The sequence below is a fragment of the Aquincola sp. J276 genome (assembly GCF_024700035.1).
GTDB lineage: Bacteria > Pseudomonadota > Gammaproteobacteria > Burkholderiales > Burkholderiaceae_C > Aquincola > Aquincola tertiaricarbonis.
On sequence record NZ_JAJONC010000001.1, the window covers coordinates 77,573 to 100,465 of the forward strand.

The 22,893-nt window shown below is 70.7% G+C and carries 21 protein-coding genes and 1 pseudogene; 16 read left to right on the forward strand and 6 right to left on the reverse strand.

The window, feature by feature from the left end; translation table 11 throughout:
• Positions 1–5 precede the first annotated feature (5 nt).
• The 4 genes from LRS14_RS00400 to LRS14_RS00415 are packed head-to-tail and all read right to left on the reverse strand — an operon-like array spanning position 6 to position 2,087.
• Entirely contained in the window at positions 6–722 is a 717-nt protein-coding gene (locus tag LRS14_RS00400; protein ID WP_257798175.1) for an LrgB family protein, read from the reverse strand.
• Positions 719–1,099, reverse strand: a complete 381-nt coding sequence (locus LRS14_RS00405; protein ID WP_046115455.1) for a CidA/LrgA family protein — start codon at positions 1,097–1,099, stop codon at positions 719–721. Before LRS14_RS00405 ends, LRS14_RS00400 begins: the two co-directional genes overlap by 4 nt.
• Complete coding sequence (locus LRS14_RS00410) at positions 1,096–1,482, reverse strand: methylglyoxal synthase (protein WP_046115454.1); 387 nt, start codon at positions 1,480–1,482, stop codon at positions 1,096–1,098. Before LRS14_RS00410 ends, LRS14_RS00405 begins: the two co-directional genes overlap by 4 nt.
• Positions 1,482–2,087 (reverse strand): restriction endonuclease, encoded by a 606-nt coding sequence (locus LRS14_RS00415; protein ID WP_083440889.1) that lies wholly within the window; start codon positions 2,085–2,087, stop codon positions 1,482–1,484. The genes LRS14_RS00410 and LRS14_RS00415 overlap by 1 nt, the downstream gene beginning before the upstream one ends.
• A gap of 90 nt (positions 2,088–2,177) precedes the next feature.
• Between LRS14_RS00415 and LRS14_RS00420 the strand changes: the two genes are divergently transcribed.
• From LRS14_RS00420 to LRS14_RS30090, 3 genes are all read left to right on the forward strand, one after another.
• Complete coding sequence (locus LRS14_RS00420; RefSeq protein ID WP_257798176.1) at positions 2,178–3,896, forward strand: tannase/feruloyl esterase family alpha/beta hydrolase; 1,719 nt, start codon at positions 2,178–2,180, stop codon at positions 3,894–3,896.
• Between the two features lie 110 nt (positions 3,897–4,006).
• Positions 4,007–4,540: a riboflavin biosynthesis protein RibA gene (locus LRS14_RS00425; protein ID WP_257798177.1), complete on the forward strand. Its 534-nt coding sequence runs from the start codon at positions 4,007–4,009 to the stop codon at positions 4,538–4,540.
• Positions 4,541–4,681: 141 nt separating this feature from the next.
• Positions 4,682–6,121 carry a methyl-accepting chemotaxis protein gene (locus LRS14_RS30090; protein ID WP_310740778.1) on the forward strand — a complete coding sequence of 480 codons (1,440 nt, stop codon included), beginning with the start codon at positions 4,682–4,684 and terminating at the stop codon, positions 6,119–6,121.
• Here LRS14_RS30090 and LRS14_RS00435 read toward each other — a convergent pair.
• Complete coding sequence (locus tag LRS14_RS00435) at positions 6,111–7,028, reverse strand: LysR family transcriptional regulator (protein WP_257798178.1); 918 nt, start codon at positions 7,026–7,028, stop codon at positions 6,111–6,113. The two genes, LRS14_RS30090 and LRS14_RS00435, sit on opposite strands and share 11 nt — an antisense overlap.
• A gap of 96 nt (positions 7,029–7,124) precedes the next feature.
• On the opposite strand from LRS14_RS00435, the gene LRS14_RS00440 reads away from it, so the two are divergent.
• Both LRS14_RS00440 and LRS14_RS00445 read left to right on the forward strand, forming a co-directional pair.
• On the forward strand, positions 7,125–7,883 hold the full coding sequence (locus LRS14_RS00440) for a hypothetical protein (protein ID WP_257798179.1): 759 nt from the start codon (positions 7,125–7,127) through the stop codon (positions 7,881–7,883).
• Positions 7,884–7,939: 56 nt separating this feature from the next.
• Positions 7,940–8,599 carry a GntR family transcriptional regulator gene (locus tag LRS14_RS00445; RefSeq protein ID WP_046115450.1) on the forward strand — a complete coding sequence of 220 codons (660 nt, stop codon included), beginning with the start codon at positions 7,940–7,942 and terminating at the stop codon, positions 8,597–8,599.
• Between the two features lie 4 nt (positions 8,600–8,603).
• Here LRS14_RS00445 and LRS14_RS00450 read toward each other — a convergent pair whose 3' ends face one another.
• Positions 8,604–8,915, reverse strand: a complete 312-nt coding sequence (locus tag LRS14_RS00450; protein WP_046115449.1) for a YXWGXW repeat-containing protein — start codon at positions 8,913–8,915, stop codon at positions 8,604–8,606.
• A 201-nt stretch (positions 8,916–9,116) separates the two neighbouring features.
• Here LRS14_RS00450 and LRS14_RS00455 point away from each other — a divergent pair, with 201 nt between their 5' ends.
• The 11 genes and pseudogenes from LRS14_RS00455 to LRS14_RS00505 all read left to right on the forward strand — a co-directional run bounded on the left by LRS14_RS00455 (position 9,117) and on the right by LRS14_RS00505 (position 22,809).
• Entirely contained in the window at positions 9,117–10,898 is a 1,782-nt protein-coding gene (locus tag LRS14_RS00455) for an ATP-binding protein (protein ID WP_257798181.1), read from the forward strand.
• Positions 10,899–10,918: 20 nt separating this feature from the next.
• On the forward strand, positions 10,919–12,319 hold the full coding sequence (locus LRS14_RS00460) for a sigma-54 dependent transcriptional regulator (RefSeq protein ID WP_257798183.1): 1,401 nt from the start codon (positions 10,919–10,921) through the stop codon (positions 12,317–12,319).
• Between the two features lie 184 nt (positions 12,320–12,503).
• Positions 12,504–13,844: a dicarboxylate/amino acid:cation symporter gene (locus LRS14_RS00465; RefSeq protein WP_257798185.1), complete on the forward strand. Its 1,341-nt coding sequence runs from the start codon at positions 12,504–12,506 to the stop codon at positions 13,842–13,844.
• Between the two features lie 97 nt (positions 13,845–13,941).
• On the forward strand, positions 13,942–14,790 hold the full coding sequence (locus LRS14_RS00470; RefSeq protein WP_257798186.1) for a bifunctional 2-polyprenyl-6-hydroxyphenol methylase/3-demethylubiquinol 3-O-methyltransferase UbiG: 849 nt from the start codon (positions 13,942–13,944) through the stop codon (positions 14,788–14,790).
• A gap of 156 nt (positions 14,791–14,946) precedes the next feature.
• The gene (locus LRS14_RS00475) at positions 14,947–15,987 is read left to right on the forward strand and encodes a transporter (protein WP_257798187.1); all 1,041 of its coding nucleotides are present in this window, start codon (positions 14,947–14,949) and stop codon (positions 15,985–15,987) included.
• 77 nt (positions 15,988–16,064) lie between these two features.
• Positions 16,065–17,840, forward strand: a complete 1,776-nt coding sequence (gene gcl / locus LRS14_RS00480) for a glyoxylate carboligase (protein WP_257798188.1) — start codon at positions 16,065–16,067, stop codon at positions 17,838–17,840.
• A 37-nt stretch (positions 17,841–17,877) separates the two neighbouring features.
• Complete coding sequence (hyi, locus tag LRS14_RS00485) at positions 17,878–18,657, forward strand: hydroxypyruvate isomerase (RefSeq protein ID WP_257798189.1); 780 nt, start codon at positions 17,878–17,880, stop codon at positions 18,655–18,657.
• Between the two features lie 11 nt (positions 18,658–18,668).
• Positions 18,669–19,556, forward strand: coding sequence for a 2-hydroxy-3-oxopropionate reductase (glxR, locus tag LRS14_RS00490; protein ID WP_257798190.1), 888 nt, complete (start codon positions 18,669–18,671; stop codon positions 19,554–19,556).
• 76 nt (positions 19,557–19,632) lie between these two features.
• Positions 19,633–20,938, forward strand: a pseudogene (locus LRS14_RS00495) (glycerate kinase).
• 91 nt (positions 20,939–21,029) lie between these two features.
• Positions 21,030–22,223: an ATP-binding protein gene (locus LRS14_RS00500; protein WP_257798191.1), complete on the forward strand. Its 1,194-nt coding sequence runs from the start codon at positions 21,030–21,032 to the stop codon at positions 22,221–22,223.
• Positions 22,224–22,263: 40 nt separating this feature from the next.
• Positions 22,264–22,809 carry a MarR family winged helix-turn-helix transcriptional regulator gene (locus LRS14_RS00505; RefSeq protein WP_052736470.1) on the forward strand — a complete coding sequence of 182 codons (546 nt, stop codon included), beginning with the start codon at positions 22,264–22,266 and terminating at the stop codon, positions 22,807–22,809.
• Positions 22,810–22,893: the final 84 nt, after the last annotated feature.

The following is a 22,893-nucleotide window of genomic DNA, read 5'->3' on the forward strand; positions in this document are numbered from 1 at the left end:
GCGCCCTACAGCAGCGCCAGCAGCAGCGGTACCAGCAAGGCCGTGGCGATGCCGTTGAGCGCCATCGCCAGCGCCGAGAAGGCGCCGGCCTGCTCATGCACCTGCAGCGCCCGTGCGGTGCCGATGGCATGCGAGGCCACGCCCACCGCGAAGCCGCGCACCGCCGGGTCGGCGATCTTCAGCAGGTTGAACACGCTGCGCGCCATGATGGCGCCCGAGATGCCGGTGACGGCCACCGCCACGGCGGCCAGCGAGGGCAGGCCGCCGATGCGCTCGGCCACGCCCATCGCGATGGGCATGGTGGACGACTTGGGCGCCAGCGAGCGCAGCGTCTCGGGCGTGGCGCCCAGCAGCCAGCCGATGCCCACCGCGCTGGCGATGGCGGTGATGCAGCCGCTGAACAGCGCGATGCCGATCGGCAGGCCCATGCGCTTGAGCCGCTCCAGCTGGTTGTACAGCGGGATGGCCAGCGCCACCGTGGCCGGTCCGATCAGGAAGTGCACGAACTTGGCGCCGTCGAAGTACTGCGGATAGGGCGTGCGCGTGAGCAGCAGCACGGTGACGATGGCCGCCACCGAGATCAGCACCGGATTGACCAGCGGATTGAGCCCGCTCTTGCGGTAGAGCCACAGCGCGCCCAGGTACACCAGCACCGTGAGCGTGAGCCACAGCAGCGGCGATTGCGCGAGGAACACCCAGATCTGGAAGAACTCGGCCTTCACGTGCGCGGCTCCCGTTCTTCGGCCAGGGAGTCGTCGGGCGGGCGGCGGCGCAGCAGCGCCTGCAGCACCAGCGCGGTGACGGCCAGCGTGATCGCTGCGCCGCCGATGCAGGCCACGAAGAAGGGCAGCCACTCCTGCGCCACGCGGTCGAACAGCATCATCACGCCGGCCACGGCGGGGATGAACAGCAGCATCATGTTCTGCAGCAGCACCTCGCCCAGCTTGCGCAGCGGCTCAGGCACGCCGCCGCGCCACACCAGGATGCCGAACAGCAGCAGCATGCCGATCAGCGGGCCGGGCAAGGGCAGCCCCAGCGATTGAACCAGCAGCTCGCCCACGAGCTGCAGCACCAGAAGTACAGCAAAGGCCTGGATCATGGGGGCGAGTTTTGCACCTCCAGCTGCCGCAAGAGCAACCGCGCCCCCGACACGTTGGTCGCACACGGCACGTCGTGCACGTCGCAGGCGCGCACCAGGGCGTTGATGTCGGGCTCGTGCGGCTGGGCGGTCATCGGGTCGCGCAGGAAGATCACCGCATCCACCTCGCCCACCGACAGCCGCGCGCCGATCTGCAGGTCGCCGCCCAGCGGGCCGCTGAGCAGGCGCTCCACCTGAAGGCCGGCTTCGTCCTGCAGCCGCTGGCCGGTGGTGCCGGTGGCGCACAGCGTGCATCGGCGCAGGAAGCCCGCGAACTCCTGCGCCAGCGCCACCATGGCCTGCTTGCGGCCGTCGTGCGCAATGAGGGCGATGCGGGGCGCCATCACGCCTTGCCTCGCACTGCCGGTGTGGCCGCCAGCGGCATGTCCCGCAGCAGCTGCGCCAGCGCGTTGCCGCGCAGCAAGGTGATGGCGTTCTGGTTGGCGAAGCCCACCGCGGCTTCGCTGGGCTCGCCCAGGGCCACGTACAGGCCCGAGCTGGCCTCATGGCGGTCCACCGCCTGCAGCAGCTCGCGCAGCGGCTCGGTGCCCACGCGGGCGGCCTTCCAGCGACGCGCGCTGGCCACCACGGTGCGGCCCTGGCGCTCCAGCAGGAAGTCGGCCTGGCCGCCCTGCAGCCGCTGCACGCTGTAGCCCTCCCGCTGCCAGCCGGCCGCCAGGGCCTCGGCCAGTTCGGGCCAGCCCATGCCGGCCGCCGTCTTCAGCAGCGCCTCGGCCTTGGCCGGGCTCGGCAGGCCCCATTGCCGCCGCGCGGCCATCACCGAGATGATGACGAAGGGCGCGCCGCCCAGCGCACCCACCATGCGCACCGATTCGGGCAGCAGCGCGAACGACACCGCCACGAAGCCCGCGGCCACCAGCAGGCTGATCCACCAGCGTGAACGCAGCAGGATTGCAAAAAGGGAGTTCTCGGCCATGCGCAGTTTCATGGGCGCGGATTGTGATCGCATCGGGTCCGACCGGATGTGGCGGCCCCGTGCGGCGGCGCATCCTCGCGGGGCAGTCAAGGAGACAAACCGATGATCGTTCCCGCTTCCCGCCGCCGCCTGGTGCTGGCCGCCGTGCCCGCCGCCTGCGCCCTGCTGATGCTCAGCGCCTGCGGCAGTTCGTCCGACGACGACGACCAGCCGATGGCGTGTGCCGAGCTGGCCGGCATGACCGTGCCCGCCGCCCGCATCGGCCTGCCCACCAGCGGCGCCACCGTCACCAGCGCCACGGTGGAAGCCGCGGGCGGCACCGCGCCCAAGACCTTCGGCGAATACTGCAAGGTGATGGCCGAGATCGCCCCGGTGGATCCGGCCGCGCCCAAGATCCTGATGCAGCTCAATCTGCCCGCCACCTGGAACGGCAAGGCGCTGATGCTGGGCGGTGGCGGCTACAACGGCACCATCCCCAACGTGGCGGGCAACGTGCCGGCCGGCCCGGCCGACCGGCCCAATCCCATCGGCCTGGGCTATGCGGTGTTCGCCAGCGACAGCGGCCACCAGGCGGCCACCGATCCGGCCAACCCGGGCGTGTTCGCGCTCAACCAGGAGGCGCTGCGCAACTTCTCGTTCGAGGCCCTGAAGAAGACCCGCGATGCCGCGATGTACCTGATCGACAAGCGCTACGGCGACGGCCCGCGCCGCAGCTACTTCGCCGGTGGCTCCACCGGCGGGCGCGAAGCGCTGGCCGTCACGCAGAAGTGGCCGGCCGACTTCGACGGCGCCATCGTGCTCTATCCCGCCTATGCGGCCGCCAGCCTGGACCTGCAGTTCGGCCGCATCACCCGGGCGCTGGCGCAGCCGGGGGCCTATCCCAACCTGGCCAAGCGGCAGGCGCTGTTCGACAGCGCGGTGGCCGCCTGCGACGGCCTGGACGGCGTGGCCGACGGCGTCATCAGCCACCAGGCGGCCTGCAATGCCAGCTACGACCCGGCCACCGCCACGCTCAACGGCCAGCCGCTGCGCTGCCCGGGCGGTGCGGACACCGGCGACAGCTGCCTGTCGGATGCGCAGATCACGGCGATGAAGGTGATCGACACGCCCATCGTCTTCGGCTACCCGGTGGCCAGCGGCGAGACAAGCTACCCCGGCTTCAACACCTGGGGCACCGACTTCGGCCGTCCTGGCACCGGCGTGCAGCAGACCGTCACCTACCTCGGCCTGAACACGCTGCAGCCCACCACGCCGATGCCGCCCTACCTGCCCACCGGCGGCGTGCCGTACCACTCCGGCTTCTGGAGCCAGTGGGCCAAGTACTTCGTCACCCGCGACCCCGGCTTCGACGCGCTGACGCTGGACCCGCAGAACCCCGGCCCCTGGCAGGCCCGCATCAGCGAGCTGACCGGCCTGCAGGACATCAACCAGGCCGACCTGTCGGCCTTCGAGTCCCGCGGCGGCAAGATCCTGATGGCCCACGGCACCTCCGACCAGCTGGTGAGCACCCGCGCCACCCAGGCGTATTACGCCCGGGTGCAGGCCGCCATGGGCGCGGCGCGCACCGCCGGCTTCCTGCGGTACTACGAGATCCCGGGCTACGGCCATGCAGCCAGCACCGTGTTCAACGCCGCCTGGGATTCGCTCACCGCGCTGGACAACTGGGTGGAGCAGGGCATCGCCCCGCCCGCCCAGACGGTGGCCGACACCGTGGGCGTGCCCGGCCGCACGCGGCCGCTGTGCGACTGGCCGGCCTACCCGCGCTACCGCGGCAGCGGCGACGTGAACGCGGCTGCCAGCTTCGTCTGCACCGCACCGTAGGCCCCGGCCGACAGCGCAACGGGCCGTCGGTTGATCCCGCTGGCCCGGCGGCTCCGGTTCAATGCGGCCATGCGCCTGGAAAGCAGGCGCCCGCATCCTGAGGAGACGCCATGCGCGCCGCGATGAACCTGTTCGGTGAACGATCGTTGACGCTGGTGGCCGCGCTGTTCGACAACGGCACCGCAGCCGCACGCGCGGCCGGCAGCCTGCAGCGACAGCAGCGCGGCGAGCGCTGCCCCGTGCTGGTGGTGGAGCCGCATGACCCGCGGCTCGGCCGCAAGCTGGAACCCGAATCCCAGGGCATCTGGCGCACGCTGCTGCGCAGCCACGGCAGGCTGGGCGCCGCCGGGCTGGTGGTGGGTGCCGCCGTCGGTGCGCTGCTGGTGGCCAGCGGCTGGGCCGCGGCCGAGGCCTCGCCCGGCATGACGATCGGCGTTGCCGCGCTGTACGGCCTGTTCGCGGGCCTGTTGCTGGCCGGGCTGCTGACCTTGCGGCCCGACCGGGGCCGCGTCATCAGCAGCGTGCGCGACGCCACCAGCCATGGCCGCTGGGCGGTGGTCGCGCATCCACGCTCGGCCGAGGAAGCCGACGAGGCCCGCGAGGCCCTGGCCCGCGAGGGCGGGGACGTGATCCGCTCGATGTAACGTCGAGGGCCTGATCGCAGGCCGGGTGCTTCAGCCAGCTGCTGCGCACGCCGATAAGGCGTTCGTGGCCCTGCTCATTTCTGGCGCGATGTGTCAGCAGGCGGGGCCGCCGAACCTTCGGCCTTCCCTGCGAGCCCTTCCATGAATCCCTCCGTTGCTGTCCTGGCCCCCGATGTGCGTCATCGCCTGAAAGCGGTGGCCCGGGCGGGCGATCTGGTGATGCTGCTGGTCATGGCCGCCTCTGCCTTGGCGGCGCTGGCCATCGGCCAGTCCTTCGGCCAGCTGGGCCTGGCGCTGGGATGGACGGTGCCGGTCTGCGCGGTGGGCTTGGCGGTGTTCTTCGCGGCACGGGGCAGCCTGCTCTCGCAACTGGTGCTGGTGGGTGCCAACGTGGTGCTGGTGGCGCTGCACATCCAGCTGGGCCGCGGCACGCTGGAGTTCCACTTCGGCGTGTTCGTGCTGCTGGGCATGGTGCTGGTGTACCGGGACTGGCGGCCGGCGGTGCTGGTGGCCGCCCTGTTTGCCGTGCACCACCTGGTCTTCGACCGGCTGCAGGCCATGGGCTGGGCGGTGTACTGCACGCCCCAGCCCGACCTGCTCAAGACCTTGATGCATGCGGTGTACGTGGTGGCGCAGACCGCCATCGAGGTGCTGCTGGCGCTGCGGCTGCGCCGCGCCACCATCGAGGCGGCGGAGCTGTCGGCCCTGGTGCGCCAGCTCGACCGCGGCCATGCCTTGTGCCTGGACGTCACGCCGCTGGCGGTGACGGCGCCCACCGCCGTGATGCTCAAGGCGGCCGTGCAGAAGATGCATGCCGCGATGGGCGACGTGGGCCGGGCCAGCCTGGCCATCGAGCAGGCGGCGGCCGAGATCGCCACCGGCAACATGGACCTGAGCCAGCGCACCGAAGCGCAGGCCGGCAACCTGCAGCAGACGGCTTCTTCCATGGAGCAGCTCACCGGCGCCGTGCGCAACACCGCCGACACCGCGGCCCAGGCCGACGTGCTGGCCCGCGAGGCTTCGGCAGCCGCCGTGCAGGGCGGCGAGCTGGTGGACAAGGTGGTGCAGACCATCGGCCAGATCAGCGACTCGTCGCGCCGCATCGCCGACATCATCGGCACCATCGACGGCATCGCCTTCCAGACCAACATCCTGGCGCTGAACGCGGCGGTGGAAGCCGCGCGGGCCGGCGAGCAGGGCCGCGGCTTCGCGGTGGTGGCGGCCGAGGTGCGCGGCCTGGCCAAGCGCTCGGCCGACGCGGCCAAGGAGATCAAGGTGTTGATCGGCAACTCGGTGGAACGGGTGGAGGCCGGCACCCGCCTGGTGGGCGATGCGGGCAGCAGCATGCGCAACATCGTGGACCAGGCGCGCCGCGTCAGCCAGCTGATCGGCGAGATCTCCGGCGCGGCCAGCCAGCAGACGACCGGCATCACCCAGGTGGGCGGGGCCGTGACGCAGCTGGACGCGGTGACGCAGCAGAACGCCGCGCTGGTGGAGCAGGGCGCCGCCGCCGCCGAGAGCCTGCGCCGCGAGGCCGCGCAGCTTCATGCGGTGGTGGGCCGCTTCGTGCTCACTTCGTGAGCGGCATCTCCCACCATCTGGCCGCAGTGAACTGCTGCTGCAGGAAGTCCACGAAGCTGCGCACCTTGCCCGGCACCAGCCGCGGCGAGGGGAAGACCGCATGCATTTCCTGCGAGGGCAGCGCATGGCCGGTGAGCACCGGCACCAGCTCGCCCGCCTGCACCGACGGCCCGGCCACGTACCAGGGCAGGGCCGCGAAGCCCAGGCCGGCGCGGCAGGCGGCCAGCACGGCCGACAGGTTGTTGGAACGCAGCGGCCCCTTGACCGGCACCACGCTCATGCCGCCATCGGGCAGGCGGAACTGCCAGCGGTCGTCGCCCATCACGCTGCTGTAGACCAGGCAATCCTCCTGGGCCAGGGCGGTCGGCTCGGCCGGCATGCCGCGGCGTTCCAGCAGCGCCGGCGCAGCCAGCACCGCCCACGGATTGATGCCCAGGTAGCGTGCACCCAGCGTGCTATCGGCCAGCCGGCCCATGCGCACCGCCACGTCGATGCCCTGCTCCACCAGGTTCACGTAACGGTCGTCGAAGCTCAGGTCCAGCGTCACACCGGGATGCTGCTGCATGTAGCGCAATGTCAGCGGCACGAGCACCCGCCGGCCGAAGGCCACCGAGCAGCCCACGCGCAGCGTGCCGCCCACGCCGGCCTGCAGCAGGCTGGCGAGGTTGCCCGCTTCCTCCAGCGCCAGGGCGATGTGCTTGCAGCGCTCGTAGTAGGCCTGGCCCACTTCCGTCGGCGTCACGCCGCGGGTGCTGCGGTGGAGCAGCCGCGCGCCCAGCTGCGCTTCCAGCGCGGCCACATGCCGCGTGGCGGTGGGCTGGGTCACGCCGAGGTCGGCGGCGGCCTTGCTGAAGCTGCCGGTCTCCACCACGCGCAGGTACAGCTCGATCCCGGTGATGCGGTCCATGCGGCGCACTGTAAGGGCAGCCGTGTGCGGCTTAGGGATACGCCGCCGCCGTGCCCGAGGCTAGGGTGCGGGACGCACAACACCGGAGGAACCAGCATGCCGACACCCGCATCTCGATCGACCGCGGTCGCGCTGGGCTGCATCGCCGCATTCGGCGTGGCATCGGCCCAGGTGACCATCGTTCCGGGCGGCAGCGCCTCCTTCAGCCTGCCGGGCTCGGTGAGCCTGTACCAGGTGTTCGGCCACAGCGGCTCGGTGTCGGGTGCGGCGTCGGACGCGCCATACGCCAGCTTCACCGCAGGCAGCGGCAAGGTGTTCACCTTCAACTCGGTGACCGGCGGGCTCAACTGCTGCAGCAACGGCGCCGACCTGGCCACGCCCGAGGGCGGCAACTGGCTGGGCCCGGCTTCCAGTATCGGCGGGCTCAACGGCATCTCGAACGCAACCGGCAACACCCAGCTGCCGCTGGTGGCGATGTTCGGCTCCGAAGCCGATCCCTTCGGCCAGGCCGCGCCCGCCGCACTGCCGGCCTGGGACGCGGGCAACCCCGTGAGCCAGGCGCCAGCGCTCTACCAGGTGTTCTTCGTCGGCGACGGCCGCACCGGCCGGGACGACGCCAGCGGCACGCTGCTCACCTTCACCGCGCCGGTCAATGCCACCCGGCTGTACCTCGGCTTCGTGGACGCCTTCAACTTCAACGGCACATCAGGCTATTACGACGACAACCCCGGCGTGGTGAACGCCACGGTGACGCTGGCCGTGCCCGAGCCGCAGACCCATGCGCTGATGGCGCTGGGCCTGCTGGGCCTGGCCCTGGGCGTGGGCCGCAGCCGGGGCCGCCGCCGCATCGGTTGACCGCGCGCCGGTGGCGGCCCGCGCTGCGCCGCGGCCCTGCGCTAGAGTGCCGCGCCATGCCCCCGCCGCCCAGCAGCCACCCGCCCAGCATCGCCGAGCGCATCGTCGGCTCGATCCTCGCGCGCCGGCTCCAGCCGGGCGAACGGCTGGGCGAGCAGGACCTGGCCGAGCAGTTCGACGTCAGCCGCACCCTGGTGCGCGAGGCGCTGATGCAGGTGCAGGCCCGCGGCTTCGTGGAAGTGCGCAGCCGCAAGGGCTGGTACGTGGTGGAGCCCTCCATCGAGGAGGCGCGCGACGCCTTCGCGGCCCGCCGCGCGGTCGAGGCCGGCATCCTGCGCCAGACCGAGGGCCGGCCGCTGCAGTCGGTGCTGGGTCGGCTGCGCCGGCACCTGGCCGACGAGCGCGCCGCGCTGGACGATGCCGACCCCGCCACCCGCGCCTTCCTGCTGGCCGACTTCCATGTGTGCCTGGCCGAATGCCTGGGCCACCGGCTGCTGGCCGACCTGCTGCGCGACCTGACGGCCCGCACCACGCTGGTCTCCACGCTGTACCAGACGCGGCAGGCGGCTGCCGAATCCTGCGCCGACCATGAACGCATCGTCGCCGCGCTGGCCGAAGGCCGCATCGACCTGGCCGAGCGACTGATGGTCGACCACATCGGCCAGGTGGAATCGTCCATCGGCCACCGGGCGGCGCTGCAGGTCTCGGCGCCGTGAAGGCCTAGTCGTACCGGCCACGGCCGCGCCAGCCGCGGCGGTCGTCGCGGTCATGCCGGTCCCAGCGGTCGCGGTGGCCGTGGCCGCGGTCCCAGCGGCCGGGGACCCATTCGCGGCCACTGCCGCGGCGGCTCCAGTAGCCGTCGATCCACACCGCGCCGGGATACGGCGCCACGCCGATGACGGCAGGTGCCGGCGACACCACGGCCACGCCATAGGGATCGTAGGGCGTGACCACCGCGCAGCCGCCGAGCAGCAAGGCCGCCAGCAGCGCGGCGGCCGCGGCCCCGCGGCGGGCCAAGGAAGTGGAGGGCATGCTGTCGTCTCCCGCAAGATGATCGTGTGGCCTTCCAACGCCGGGCGGCGCCCCGGGGCCGACCGGTGGCCCGCATCGCTTTGTTCGGATGTGTGAGGGGCGGCAACCGGGCCCGGCGCACCGGCTGTCCGTCGGCGGTCGGCCGGGTAGGATTCGCGCCCGCCCGATGCCGCCCTCCGCCTGCCTGCCCGATTGCCTGCCGTGAAGCGCCTGCGTTCCCTTGCCCTCGTGCTGACGGTGCTGCTCGCCGTGGCCCTGGTGGCCGCCGCGGCGCTCGGCGCCCATTCGGCCGGCCGGCGGGCCGCGCTGCAGCGACTGGACGACGCGGCCCAGCACCGGCTGGACATGATCGCCAGCACGCTGGAAGCGGAGGTGGCCCGCTTCGACTACCTGCCCTCGCTGCTGGAGATCACGCCCAGCGTGCTGGACCTGCTGGAGCGCCCCGGCGACACCGCGCTGCGCGACGAGGTGAACCGCATGCTGCGCGCCATCAATGCCACCGCCGGCGCGGACATGCTCTACGTGGTGGACCGCCGCGGCATGGCCCTGGCCGGCGCGGACTGGGACCAGCCCGGCACGCCGGTGGGTCACGACCTCTCCTTCCGGCCCTATGTGCGCGCCGCGCTGGCCGAGGGCAAGGGCCGCTTCTACGGCGTGGGCGTCACCAGCCGGCGGCCGGGCTATTACCTGTCCTACGGCCTGACCCGCGGCAAGCGCCTGCTGGGCCTGGCCACCGTCAAGGTGCGGCTGGCCGATGCCGAGCAGGCGTGGCGCCGCCTGCCCGGCCAGGTGCTGGTGGTGGACGAGCACGGCGTGGTGGTGCTGAGCACGCAGGACGTCTGGCGGTTCCGGCCGCTGCAGCCGCTGGCCGCGACGGCCCGTGCCGAGATCGAGCGCAGCCGCCCTTACGGCCAGGCCGCGCTCACGCCGCTGGACTGGCAGCCGCAGGGCGCGGCCGGCCACGCGGCCACGCAGCTGGTGCTGCTGGGCGGCACCCAGTACGTGATGTCGGAGCGCACCATGCCGCGCACCGGCTGGCGCCTGATCGTGCTCGACGAGACCTGGCCGGTGGTGGACCAGGCGCGCACGCTGGCGCTGGCCGCCGGCATGGCCAGCCTGGTGGGCCTGATGGCGCTGCTGATCTTCTGGCTGCGCCGGCGCACGCTGCGCCAGCGCATGGCCAACCAGGCCGCGCTGCAGGTGGTGCTCAAGGCCGCGCGCGACAGCCTGGAAGCCAAGGTGCAGGAGCGCACCGCCGAGCTGCGCGCCACGCAGAGCGAGCTGCTGCATGCCGGCAAGATGGCCGCACTGGGCCAGATGTCGGCCGGCATCGTGCATGAGCTGAACCAGCCGCTGGCCGCGCTGCGCACCATGGCCGACAACGCGGTGGTGCTGCTGGACCGCGGCCAGGCCGACGACCTGCGCTGGAACCTCGGCCGCATCGGCCAGCTGGTGGACCGCGTGGGCCGCTTCACCCAGCAGCTCAAGGGCTTCGCGCACAAGGGGCCGCCGGCGCTGCAGCCGGTGCCGCTGCAGCGGGTGCTGCAGGGCGCGCTGCTGCTGGTGCAGCCGCGGCTGCGCACGCTGGGCATCGAGCTGCAGCAGCGCATCGAGCCGCCCGCGCTCACCGTCATGGCCGAGGAGCCGCGGCTGGAGCAGGTGCTGGTGAACCTGCTGGCCAATGCCGCCGATGCGATGGCCGAGGCGCCGCGCCGGTTGCTGCAGCTGGACGCGGTGATCGACGACGGCCGCTGCCGCCTCACGGTGGTCGACAGCGGCCCGGGCATCGCCGACGACATGCTGCCGCGACTGTTCGAGCCCTTTGCCACCAGCAAGCCGGCCGGTGCCGGCCTGGGCCTGGGGCTGATGATCTCGGCCCACATCGTGCGCGAGTTGGGCGGCACGTTGGAGGGCCGCAACCGGCCCGAAGGCGGCGCCGTCTTCGTGTTGACCCTGCCGCTGCGGCCCGCCGCCGCGGCCTGAACCTGCAGGAGGCTGCTGCCATGAGCGACGACCCCCGGCCGCCCGAGGACACGATCCGCGTGATCCTGGTGGAAGACGACGAGGACGTGCGCATCGGCTGCCGCCAGGCGCTGGAGCTGGCCGGCTTCCCGGTGCAGGCCCATGCCAGCGTGGAAGCCGCACGCGGCGCGCTGCAGCCGGAGCCGGCGGCGCTGCTGCCGGTGGTGGTGCTGTGCGACGTGCGGCTGCCCGGCGCCAGCGGCCTGGACTGGCAGCGCGAGCTGCAGGCGCTGGATGCGGAGCTGCCGGTCATCCTCATCACCGGCCATGGCGACATCGCGATGGCGGTGCAGGCCATGCAGCAGGGCACCTACGACTTCATTGCCAAGCCCTTCGCCTCCGACCACCTGGCCTCGGTGGTGCGGCGCGCGGCCGACAAGCGCCGGCTGGCGCTGCAGGTGCGCGCGCTGCGGCGGCAACTGGAGCAGCGCCAGGGCATCGAGGCGATGCTGCTCGGCCGCTCGGCCGCCATGGAACGGCTGCGCCAGCGGGTGCAGGCCCTGGCCGCCACCTCGGCCGACGTGGTGATCTACGGCGAGACCGGCACCGGCAAGGAGCTGGTGGCCCGCTGCCTGCATGAGCATGGCCCGCGGCGCAAGGCCCACTTCGTGGCGCTGAACTGCGGCGGCCTGCCCGAGAACCTGGCCGAGACCGAGCTGTTCGGCCACGAGGCCGGCGCCTTCACCGGCGCCCAGCGCACCCGGGTGGGCAAGTTCGAGCATGCGCACGGCGGCACGCTGTTCCTCGACGAGATCGAGAGCATGCCGCTGGCGGTGCAGGTCAAGCTGCTGCGCGCACTGCAGGAGCGCAGCATCGAGCGCATCGGCTCCAACAAGCCGATCGCGGTGGACTGCCGGGTGATCGCCGCCAGCAAGGAAGACCTGAAGCTCATGGCCGAGCAGCAGCGCTTCCGCGCCGACCTGTACTACCGCATCGGCGTGGCCTTCATCGAGCTGCCGCCGCTGCGCGAGCGGCGCGAGGACATCCCGCTGCTGTTCGAGCACTTCTCGCTGGCCGCGCAGCAGCGCTTCCAGCGCGCCGCGCCCGCGCTGACGCCGGCGCAGACCGCCACGCTGATGGCCCACGCCTGGCCCGGCAACGTGCGTGAGCTGCGCAACGTGGCCGAACGCCATGTGCTGGGCCTGGCCGGCGACGACCTGCCTTCCACCCACGGCCCCGGCGCGGGCGGCGCCACCGCGACACCGGCCACGGGCGCCAGCCTGCCGCAGCAGCTGGAGCATGTGGAGCGCACCCTGGTGGCCGATGCGCTGCGCCGCCACCAGGGCGATGCGGCGGCCACCGCGCAGTCCCTGGGCATCGGCAAGCAGACGCTGTACGACAAGCTCAAGCGCCTGGGCCTGCGGGCGGAAGCCTTCCGCTGAACCGCCGCTGCCCGGGAACCCGGGCTGGCCGCCGGCGGCCTGCACGAAGGTCCGGGCAGCGACGCCTGTCGGTCGGGAGAAAAGACTGTTGAATCAACGGCTTACCGCATCACCGGACAGCCGTGCCGCTGGTCCCTGGCTTGCTAAAGGCACCCGCCTTCCGCACATTCCAGGAGACAAGCCCATGGACACCCCGGCCACCAAGCAGCCGATCTACCGCTCCCTCTACTTCCAGGTCATCGTGGCCATCGTCATTGGCGTGCTGCTCGGCCATTTCTGGCCGCAGACCGGCGCGGCGATGAAGCCGCTGGGCGACGGCTTCATCAAGCTCATCAAGATGATCATCGCGCCCATCATCTTCTGCACCGTGGTAGTCGGCATCGCCGGCATGGAGGACATGAAGAAGGTGGGCAAGACCGGCGGCCTGGCGCTGCTGTACTTCGAGATCGTCAGCACCGTGGCGCTGGTGGTGGGCCTGGTCATCGTCAACCTGGTGCGTCCCGGCGCCGGCATGAACGTGGACGTCAGCGCGCTGGACACCAAGGCCATCGCCGCCTACACCGAGCCCGGCAAGATGCAGGGCACGGTGGACTTCCTGCTGCACGTCATCCCCAACACCTTCGTGGATGCGTTTGCCAAGGGCGAGATCCTGCAGGTGCTGCTGATCGCGGTGATGTTCGGCTTCGCGCTGCACAAGTTCGGCGGCCGCGGCACGCTGGTGTTCGACTTCATCGAGAAGTTCTCGCACGTGCTGTTCGGCATCGTCGGCATGATCATGAAGGTGGCCCCCATCGGTGCCTTCGGTGCCATGGCCTTCACCATCGGCAAGTACGGCATCGGCTCGCTGGTGTCGCTGGGCCAGCTGATGGCCACCTTCTACGCCACCTGCCTGATCTTCATCTTCGTGGTGCTGGGCGGCATCGCCCGCGCGCACGGCTTCTCCATCTGGAAGTTCATCAAGTACATCAAGGAAGAGCTGCTGATCGTGCTGGGCACCTCGTCGAGCGAATCCGTGCTGCCGCGCATGATGGCCAAGCTGGAGAACCTGGGTGCGCGCAAGTCGGTGGTGGGCCTGGTGGTGCCCACGGGCTATTCGTTCAACCTGGACGGCACCTCCATCTACCTCACCATGGCGGCGGTGTTCATCGCCCAGGCCACCAACACCGACATGACGCTGACGCAGCAGCTCACGCTGCTGGCGGTGCTGCTGCTCACCAGCAAGGGCGCGGCCGGCGTCACCGGCAGCGGCTTCATCGTGCTGGCGGCCACGCTGTCGGCGGTGGGCCATGTGCCGGTGGCGGGGCTGGCGCTCATCCTGGGCATCGACCGCTTCATGTCCGAGGCCCGTGCGCTCACCAACCTGATCGGCAACGGCGTGGCCACGCTGGTGGTGGCCAAGTGGACCGGCGACCTCGACAGCGCCCGGCTGGATGCGCACCTGAACGGCGAAACGCCGCTGGAAGCGGATGCGCCTGAAGCCGTGCTGGACCAGACCGAGGCGCACATGCCAGCCGCCGCGCGTTGACGGGGTCGGCCGGCGGGTCGGATGCCTGGGGCAAATAAGTGCCGTTGCCGCACTGCACGGCCGGGTGCGGCCGAACTACAGTGCAGGCCCCGACCCGATGGCCACCATGCAACAGGACACCGCTGCAGTCAGCCGCAAGGAATACGCCGTCACCCGCGTGGGTGACGTGCAGGTGCCGCAAGGCAATACCAGCCGCGGCGTCAATCGCGAGATCTTCAAGTACCTGCAGGAGGCCGCCCCGGCCGCCGGCTGGAAGACGCTGCTCGACCTGCCCTGCGGGCATGGCCTGTTCGTGCAGACGATCAACCGCCACCTGCCGCTGCAGGCGCACGGTGCCGACATCATGCCCAGCCCGGCGCATCTGGCCCCGCACGAGTACACCCGGTTCGATGCCTCGGCCGCGCTGGCAGGGCCGCTGCCGGAACCGCTGCAAGGCCGCTACGACGTCGTCACCTGCATCAGCGGCATCATGGAGTTCGGCAACACCTCGCAGTTCTTCGACTTCTGCGCGCAGCGGCTGGCGCCCGGGGGCTGCTTCATCGTCACCAACGATTCCATCTTCACCGTGCAGGACAGGCTGCTGTACCTGCTGCTAGGCCGCACCCGGCGCCTGAAGCTGTTCCGGGTGCGCAACCAGAGCGTGTGGCACATCATCCCGATGCCGACGACGGTGGGCATGCTGCATGCGGCGGGCTTCCGCGTCGAGCGCGTGGTGCATGTGCTGGGCAAGCCCAAGGACCTGTGGATGCTGCCGCTGGCGGCGCTGCTGTACCCGCTGCTGCGGCTGTACGTGGGCTGCTCGTCCTTCTTCGAGAAGTCGTCCATCGACCCCGGGCTCAAGGCCGGCATGTACAGCTTCCGGTCGCTGTTCTGCACCAGCTACGTGCTGATCTGCCGCCGACAGCCGGATGCCCCAGGCGCCACCGACACGGCCACGCGCAGTTGAAGTTGGGGGCGCTGACGCACCGCTGTCACGCCACCGTCATGCCGTGCTGGCAGCATGCCGGCTTGCTGCGGCCGGACCTCCGCGTGACGGCCGCGCACCCGCTGCCGATCACCGACCTGGACGTGCACACCTTCCCATGACCCCCGGCACGATGCCTTGAGCCCCCTGACGCAAACGGGCTACGGGGCCGATGAATCCGGCCTCATCTGCGGCTGGCGGCTGGCTCCCGACCGCCGCGCCCAGGAGATCGGCTCGGCCGAGGCGGCCGCCTGGCTGGCGCAGCGGCGCAGCCACGGCGCCCCGGCGGGCGGCGAGTTCCTGTGGCTGCACTTCAACCTCAGCCACACCGGCGCGCAGCCCTGGCTGCAGCACCGGGCGGAGCTGCCCGAGGCCTTCTTCGACGCGCTGAAGGAGGACCTGCACTCCACCCGCATCGAGCGCACCGACCAGCATGCGCTGGTGGCGGTGGTCAACGACGTGCACTTCGCCTTCAGCTTCGAGCCGTCGGACATCTCCACGCTGTGGATCCATGTCGACCACGACCTGGTGGTGACGGCGCGCCGCCAGGCGCTGCGCTCCATCGACGCGCTGCGCACCGCGGCCAAGCGCGGCGACAGCTTTGCGTCGCCCATCGAGCTGCTGGAAAACCTGCTGCGCGCACAAGCCGACGTGCTGGTGCGCATCGTGCGCGACGTGACCGGCCGCGTTGACGACGTGGAGGACGCGCTGCTGGCCAACCGGCTCGACCACCGCCGCGCACGCCTGGGCGCGATGCGGCGGCTGCTGGTGCGGCTGCAGCGGCTGCTGGCGCCGGAGCCGGCCTCGCTGTTCCGGTTGCTGCAGCATCCGCCGGCCTGGATCGACGAGGCCGGCGTGCTGGCGCTGCGCCAGTCCACCGAGGAGTTCTCCGTGGTGCTGCGCGACATGTCGGCGCTGCAGGAGCGCATCAAGCTGCTGCAGGAAGAGGTGGCCGCGCGCGTGAACGAGGACAACCACCGCAGCCTGTTCGTGCTGACGGTGGTGACCGTGCTGGCCCTGCCCATCAACCTCATTGCCGGCCTGCTGGGCATGAACGTGGGCGGCGTGCCGCTGGCCGATTCGCCGCGGGGCTTCTGGGTGGTGGTGGCCATCGTGCTCGGCTTCACCTGCATCGCGGGCTGGGTGGCCTGGCGTTCGCGCCATTCGCGGGCGGAATAGCGCTTATCCGCGGCCTGCGGTTCCGCCGTGCGGCGGCTGCCGGAATCATCGACGCCAGTGCAACAGGAGACGATGCAATGGCCAAGATGAAAGCCGCGATGGCGGCAGTGCTGGTGATGGAGAAGGAAGGCATCTCGCAGGCCTTCGGCGTGCCCGGCGCGGCGATCAATCCGCTGTATGCATGCCTGCGCGAGCGCGGCGCCATCGCCCATGTGCTGGCACGGCACGTGGAAGGCGCCTCGCACATGGCCGAGGGCTACACCCGGGCGCGGGCCGGCAACATCGGCGTGTGCATCGGCACCTCGGGTCCGGCGGGCACCGACATGATCACCGGGCTGTATTCGGCCCAGGCCGACAGCATCCCCATCCTGTGCATCACCGGGCAGGCGCCGCGGGCCCGGCTGTACAAGGAAGACTTCCAGGCGGTCGACATCGAGTCGATCAGCAAGCCGGTGACCAAGTGGAGCGTGACGGTGCGCGAGCCGGCGCAGGTGCCGCGTGCCTTACAGCAGGCCTTCCACCTGATGCGCTCGGGCCGCCCGGGCCCGGTGCTGATCGACCTGCCGTTCGACGTGCAGATGGCCGAGATCGAGTTCGACATCGACACCTACGAGCCGCTGCCGGTCTACAAGCCCGCCGCCTCGCGCAAGCAGGTGGAAAAGGCGCTGCAGATGATGCAGGCCGCGCAGCGCCCGCTGATCGTGGCTGGCGGCGGCATCATCAATGCCGATGCGTCCGACCTGCTGGTGGAGTTCGCCGAACTCACCGGCGTGCCGGTGATCCCCACGCTGATGGGCTGGGGCACCATCCCCGACGACCACCCGCTGATGGCCGGCATGTGCGGCCTGCAGACCAGCCACCGCTACGGCAACGCCACCATGCTGGCGAGCGACTTCGTGCTGGGCATCGGCAACCGCTGGGCCAACCGCCACACCGGCTCCACCGAGGTGTACACGAAGGGCCGCACCTTCGTGCATGTGGACATCGAGCCCACGCAGATCGGCCGGGTGTTTGCGCCCGACCTGGGCATCGTGTCGGACGCCCGGGCCGCGCTGGAGCGCTTCGTGGAGGTGGCGCGCGAGATGAAGGCCGCCGGCACGCTGAGAAGCCGCACGGCCTGGGCCGGCGAATGCCGCGAACGCAAGCGAACGATGCTGCGCAAGACCAACTACGACACCGTGCCGATGAAGCCGCAGCGGGTGTACCAGTGCATGAACAACAACTTCGGCCGCGACACCACCTACGTGTCCACCATCGGCCTGAGCCAGATTGCCGGTGCGCAGTTCCTGCACGTGTACGGCCCGCGGCAGTGGATCAACTGCGGCCAGGCCGGCCCGCTGGGCTGGACGATTCCCGCCGCCCTGGGCGTGCGCGCTGCCGACCCCACCCGCAAGATCGTGGCGCTGTCGGGTGACTACGACTTCCAGTTCATGATCGAGGAGCTGGCCGTGGGTGCGCAGTTCAAGCTGCCCTACATCCACATGGTGGTCAACAACAGCTACCTGGGCCTCATCCGCCAGGCGCAGCGCGGCTTCAGCATGGACTACTGCGTGCAGCTGGGCTTCGAGAACATCAACACGCCCGAGCTGCAGGGCTACGGCGTGGACCACAAGGCGGTGGTGGAAGGCCTGGGCTGCAAGGCCATCCGGGTGCACCGCCAGGAAGAGATCAAGCCCGCCATCGAGCAGGCCGAGCGCTGGATGGCCGAGTTCCAGGTGCCGGTGGTGATCGAGGTGATGCTGGAGCGGGTGACCAACATCTCGATGGGCACCGAGATCGACGCCATCAACGAATTCGAGGAACTGGCGCTGACGCCGGCCGACGCGCCCACCGCCGTGGGGCTGCTGGACTGAGCGCGGCCTTGCCGAGTTGTCTAGACAAGGAGAATCCATGCCGAAGTTCGCGGCCAACCTGACGATGCTGTTCGCCGAACGGCCCTTCCTCGACCGCTTCGAGCCCGCGGCCCGGGCCGGTTTTGATGCGGTGGAGTTCCTGTTCCCGTATGCCTTCGAGACGGCGGAGATCCGCCGCCGGCTCGATGCCAACGGCCTGAAGCTGGTGCTGCACAACCTGCCTGCCGGCAACTGGGACGCCGGCGAGCGCGGCATCGCCTGCCACCCCGATCGGCAGGCCGAGTTCCGCGATGGCGTGATGCGCGCCATCGACGTGGCCACCTCGCTGGGCACGCCGCGGCTCAACTGCCTGGTGGGCAAGGCGCCGGCTGGCGTGGACGCGGCCACGCTGCGCCGCACGCTGGTGGACAACCTGCGCTTTGCAGCGGCCGAGCTGAACAAGGCCGGGTTGAAGCTGCTGGTGGAGCCGATCAACCGCTTCGACATCCCCGGCTTCGTGCTCAACCGCACCGACGACGCGGTGGCGCTGCTGGACGAGGTGGCCGCGGCCAATGCCTACGTGCAGTACGACATCTACCACGCGCAGCGCACGGAGGGCGAGATCGCGGCCACGCTGCAGCAACACCTCTCGCGCATCGACCACATCCAGCTGGCCGACAACCCGGGCCGCAACGAGCCCGGCACCGGCGAGCTGAACTGGAACTTCCTGTTCCGGCACATCGACCGCATCGGCTACACGGGCTACATCGGCTGCGAATACAAGCCGCTGTCCACCACCGAAGCCGGCCTGAACTGGCGCCAGCGCTTCATCTACTGAAAGACACACGCATGAAACTGGGATTCATCGGCCTGGGCATCATGGGCGCACCCATGGCCGGCCACCTGCTGGCCGCCGACCACACGGTGTTCGCCACCACCCATGGCCGCGTGCCCGAGGCGCTGCTGCAGGCCGGCGCCGTGGCCTGCGCCAACGCCACCGACGTGGCGCAGCAGGCCGACATCGTCTTCCTGATGGTGCCCGACACGCCCGACGTGGAGAAGGTGCTGTTCGGCGAAAACGGCGTGGCCGCCGGTCTGTCGAAGGGCAAGACCGTGGTGGACATGAGCAGCATCTCGCCCATGGAGACCAAGGCCTTCGCCAAGCGCATCAACGACCTGGGCTGCGACTACCTGGACGCGCCGGTCTCAGGCGGCGAGGTCGGCGCCAAGGCCGCCAGCCTGACCATCATGGTGGGCGGCGACGAGGCCGTGTTCGCGAAGGTGAAGCCGCTGTTCGAGCTGATGGGCAAGAACATCACCCTGGTCGGCGGCAACGGCGACGGCCAGACCACCAAGGTGGCCAACCAGATCATCGTGGCGCTGAACATCGCGGCGGTGGGCGAAGCGCTGCTGTTCGCCAGCAAGGCCGGGGCCGATCCGGCCAAGGTGCGCCAGGCGCTGATGGGCGGCTTCGCGGCCAGTCGCATCCTGGAAGTGCACGGCGAGCGGATGGTCAAGCGCACGTTCAATCCGGGCTTCCGCATCGGGCTGCACCAGAAGGATCTGAACCTGGCGCTGCAGGGCGCCAAGGCGATTGGCGTGGCGCTGCCGCAGACGGCGGGCGCCGCGCAGCTGATGCAGGTGGCTGCCGCCCAAGGCTGGGACCAGCTGGATCACTCGGCGCTGGTGAAGGCGCTGGAGGTGATGGCCAACCACACCGTGGCGCCGGACGCCTGACGGCCCGCACCGGCCGCCCAGGCGCCTGCGGATGCTACGCATCCGCGCGGTGCGGCCTCGCGGTCAGAATCGCCCCATGAGCAGCACTTCCCGCCCCGACCAAGACCCGCGCGGCTTCCTGCGCGCGCTGTACGACGCCGCCGTGCAGCGTGCCTTGCCGATGCACACCACGCAGGCCCACCTGCCGCCGCCGCCCAGGGGGCGCACGGTGGTCATCGGTGCCGGCAAGGCCGGTGGCGCGATGGCCGAGGCGGTGGATGCGCTGTGGCCGGCCGATGCGCCGCTGTCGGGCCTGGTGGTCACCCGCTACGACCATGTGCCGCCGGCCTACAAGGCCCGGCCCGGCCGCATCGAGGTGGTGGAGGCCGCGCACCCGGTGCCGGACGAGGCGGGCCGCCAGGCGGCCGCGCGCATCCTGCAGCTGGCCCAGGGGCCTGACGGCCGACGACCTGGTGCTGTGCCTGATCTCGGGCGGCGGCTCGGCGCTGCTGTCGCTGCCGGCCGAGGGCATCAGCCTGGAGGAGAAGCAGGCGGTCAACAAGGCGCTGCTGAAGAGCGGCGCCGCCATCGACGAGATGAACTGCGTGCGCAAGCACCTGTCCGCCATCAAGGGCGGCCGTCTGGCCGCGCTGTGCGCTCCGGCCAGGGTGGTCACGCTGCTGATCAGCGACGTGCCGGGCGACGAGCCGGCGGTCATCGCCAGCGGCCCCACGGTGCCCGACCCCAGCACCTGCGCCGATGCGCTGGCCATCCTGCAGCGCTACGGCATCGAGGTGCCGCCGGCGGCCCGGGCTGCGCTGGAAAGCGGCGCTGCCGAGACGCCCAAGCCCGGCGACCCGCGCTTCGACGGGCATGAGGTGCACATGATCGCGACGCCGCAGCAGAGCCTGGAAGCCGCGGCGGCACTGGCACGGCAGGCCGGCATCGAGGCGCACATCCTCAGCGACGAGATGGAAGGCGAATCGCGCGAGGTGGGCAAGGTGCATGCGGCCCTGGCGCGTGCGGTGGCCCGCCATGGCCAGCCGTTCGCACGGCCCTGCGTGATCCTGTCGGGCGGCGAGACGACGGTGACGGTCAAGGCCAAGAGCGGCCGCGGCGGCCGCGCCACCGAGTTCCTGCTGGGCTGCGCCATCGCGCTGCAGGGCCAGCCGGGCGTGTGGGTGCTGGCGGCCGACACCGACGGCATCGACGGCATGGAAGACAACGCCGGCGCTCTGGTGGTACCCGACACCCTGGCCCGCGCCGCGGCGCAGGGCATCAAGCCCGCGGAGCTGCTCGACCGCAACGATGCCTACAGCTTCTTCGAGGCGCTGGGCGACCTGGTGGTGCCGGGGCCCACCTTCACCAATGTCAACGACTTCAGGGCGGTGCTGGTGCTGTAGGGCTGCCGCGCGGCAGGCGGGCTGTTTATACAGATATTTGTCAGTTTATGGTCCTGTCATAAATTGCCAAAGGTTTGTATAAACTGGAGCCATGGACTCTATTCGTAACCCCTTCGCACCCGGCGCCGGAACGCCGCCGCCTGAACTTGCCGGGCGAGACGGTGTACGGGAAGCGCTGCGTGTCGCCTTTGCACGCGCCCGCCTGGGCCGCCCTGCAAAAAGCGCGATGCTGGTTGGCCTGCGCGGCGTGGGCAAGACTGTGCTGCTGGACCGCGTGCGCACCGATGCGGAAGCCGCTGGCGTGCACACGGTGCGGATCGAGGCACCCGAAGGCCGCTCCCTGCCTGCCATCCTGGCGCCGCAATTGCGCCAGGCCTTGCTGCGCCTGAGCGCGGTCGCGCAAGCCAAGGCCTACGCGGTGCGCGGCCTGCGCGCGCTGGCCGGCTTTGCAAGCAAGCTCAAGCTGACCTACAACGACATCGAGGTCGGCTTTGACTATGAGCCGGAGGCAGGCCTGGCAGACAACGGCGACCTGGAGCACGACCTTCAGGCGCTGTTCGAGCAGCTGGGCCATGCGGCCAAGGCTGCCGATACGGCGGTCGCGTTGTTCATCGACGAGTTGCAGTACGTCGAGGAAGACCAGCTCGCGGCGCTGATCACTGCCATGCACCGCGTGGCCCAGCAGCAGTTGCCGGTGGTGCTGGTGGGCGCTGGTCTGCCGCAGCTGCGTGGCCGCATGGGCAACGCCAAGTCGTATGCCGAACGACTGTTCGACTTCCCGGAGATCGGCCCGCTGCCCGAAGAGGCTGCCGAGCGTGCGATTCGTGTGCCGTTGCGCAATGAGCAGGTCGACATCGAGGCGCCGGCGCTGGACTACCTGATCGCGGTGACGCACCGCTACGCCTACTTCCTGCAGCAGTGGGGCTACCACACCTGGGAGCAAGCCGCGTTGTCGCCGTTGACCGTGGACGATGTGCGGCGTGCATCCACCAGCGCCGTTGCTGCGCTGGACGAGAGCTTCTTTCGTGTGCGCTTCGACCGCCTGACGCCGAAGGAAAAGCGCTACCTGCGTGCGATGGCGGAACTGGGGCCCGGGCCCCACCGCTCCGGCGACATCGCGCAGGCCTATCCGGCCAAGGTCACTTCGCTGGCGCCTACCCGCAGCGGATTGATTGCCAAAGGCATGATCTGGAGCCCGAACCACGGCGACACCGCGTTTACCGTGCCGATGTTCGACGAGTTCATGAAACGCATCATGCCGGGGCAGGACTGGCGCGACAGCTGACGCTTCACGCTCCCTTGCAACGGCATCCCACAAGGCCCCCATGCCGAAGAAGACCGCCCCCTCCGCCAACACCACCCCCGACGGCCGGCTGGCCGAGGACGGCCTGCACCAGGTGCTTGGCTATCAGCTGGCGCAGGCCAGCATTGCCACCACCCGCGTGTTCAACGAGGCCGTGGGCGGCCCGTTCGACCTGCGGCCGGTGGAATACACGGTGCTGGCCCTCATCGAGCGCAACCCGGGTGGCTCGGCCACGCAGTTGGCCAAGGCGCTGGCCGTCACCGCGCCCAACATCACCATGTGGATCGACCGGCTGGAAGCGCGGCAGCTGGTGCAGCGCCTGCCCAGCGAGACCGACAAGCGCGCCCAGCGGCTGCAGCTCACGCCCAAGGCCGCCAAGCTGACCGCGCAGGCCACGGCCCGGCTGCTGGAAGGCGAGCGCAGCGCGCTGGATGCGCTGTCGGCCGCGGAGCGCGCCATCCTGCTGGAGCTGCTGCACAAGGTGGCCTGCTGCCGCGGGCCGGCGGCGCCTGCGGCAGCGGCCGAGTCCAGCGCACGCCGCACGCCAAAAGTTCAAGCGTTGAAATAACGCCTGCAGGAAGCTACGGGAAAGCGCGAAGAGCGCATGCCGAGATAGTTCATAAGATGAAGCAAACGACTTCATCTGGAGACT

Coding starts and splice junctions, on each gene's coding strand:
- LRS14_RS00500 (WP_257798191.1), top strand. CDS start 21,030: ATGGACTCTATTCGTAACCCCTTCGCACCCGGCGCCGGAACGCCGCCG.
- LRS14_RS00505 (WP_052736470.1), top strand. CDS start 22,264: ATGCCGAAGAAGACCGCCCCCTCCGCCAACACCACCCCCGACGGCCGG.
- LRS14_RS00465 (WP_257798185.1), top strand. CDS start 12,504: ATGGACACCCCGGCCACCAAGCAGCCGATCTACCGCTCCCTCTACTTC.
- LRS14_RS00405 (WP_046115455.1), bottom strand. CDS start 1,099: ATGATCCAGGCCTTTGCTGTACTTCTGGTGCTGCAGCTCGTGGGCGAG.
- glxR (WP_257798190.1), top strand. CDS start 18,669: ATGAAACTGGGATTCATCGGCCTGGGCATCATGGGCGCACCCATGGCC.
- LRS14_RS00415 (WP_083440889.1), bottom strand. CDS start 2,087: ATGAAACTGCGCATGGCCGAGAACTCCCTTTTTGCAATCCTGCTGCGT.
- LRS14_RS00470 (WP_257798186.1), top strand. CDS start 13,942: ATGGCCACCATGCAACAGGACACCGCTGCAGTCAGCCGCAAGGAATAC.
- LRS14_RS00410 (WP_046115454.1), bottom strand. CDS start 1,482: ATGGCGCCCCGCATCGCCCTCATTGCGCACGACGGCCGCAAGCAGGCC.
- LRS14_RS00435 (WP_257798178.1), bottom strand. CDS start 7,028: ATGGACCGCATCACCGGGATCGAGCTGTACCTGCGCGTGGTGGAGACC.
- LRS14_RS00450 (WP_046115449.1), bottom strand. CDS start 8,915: ATGCCCTCCACTTCCTTGGCCCGCCGCGGGGCCGCGGCCGCCGCGCTG.
- LRS14_RS30090 (WP_310740778.1), top strand. CDS start 4,682: ATGAATCCCTCCGTTGCTGTCCTGGCCCCCGATGTGCGTCATCGCCTG.
- hyi (WP_257798189.1), top strand. CDS start 17,878: ATGCCGAAGTTCGCGGCCAACCTGACGATGCTGTTCGCCGAACGGCCC.
- gcl (WP_257798188.1), top strand. CDS start 16,065: ATGGCCAAGATGAAAGCCGCGATGGCGGCAGTGCTGGTGATGGAGAAG.
- LRS14_RS00460 (WP_257798183.1), top strand. CDS start 10,919: ATGAGCGACGACCCCCGGCCGCCCGAGGACACGATCCGCGTGATCCTG.
- LRS14_RS00445 (WP_046115450.1), top strand. CDS start 7,940: ATGCCCCCGCCGCCCAGCAGCCACCCGCCCAGCATCGCCGAGCGCATC.
- LRS14_RS00420 (WP_257798176.1), top strand. CDS start 2,178: ATGATCGTTCCCGCTTCCCGCCGCCGCCTGGTGCTGGCCGCCGTGCCC.
- LRS14_RS00440 (WP_257798179.1), top strand. CDS start 7,125: ATGCCGACACCCGCATCTCGATCGACCGCGGTCGCGCTGGGCTGCATC.
- LRS14_RS00425 (WP_257798177.1), top strand. CDS start 4,007: ATGCGCGCCGCGATGAACCTGTTCGGTGAACGATCGTTGACGCTGGTG.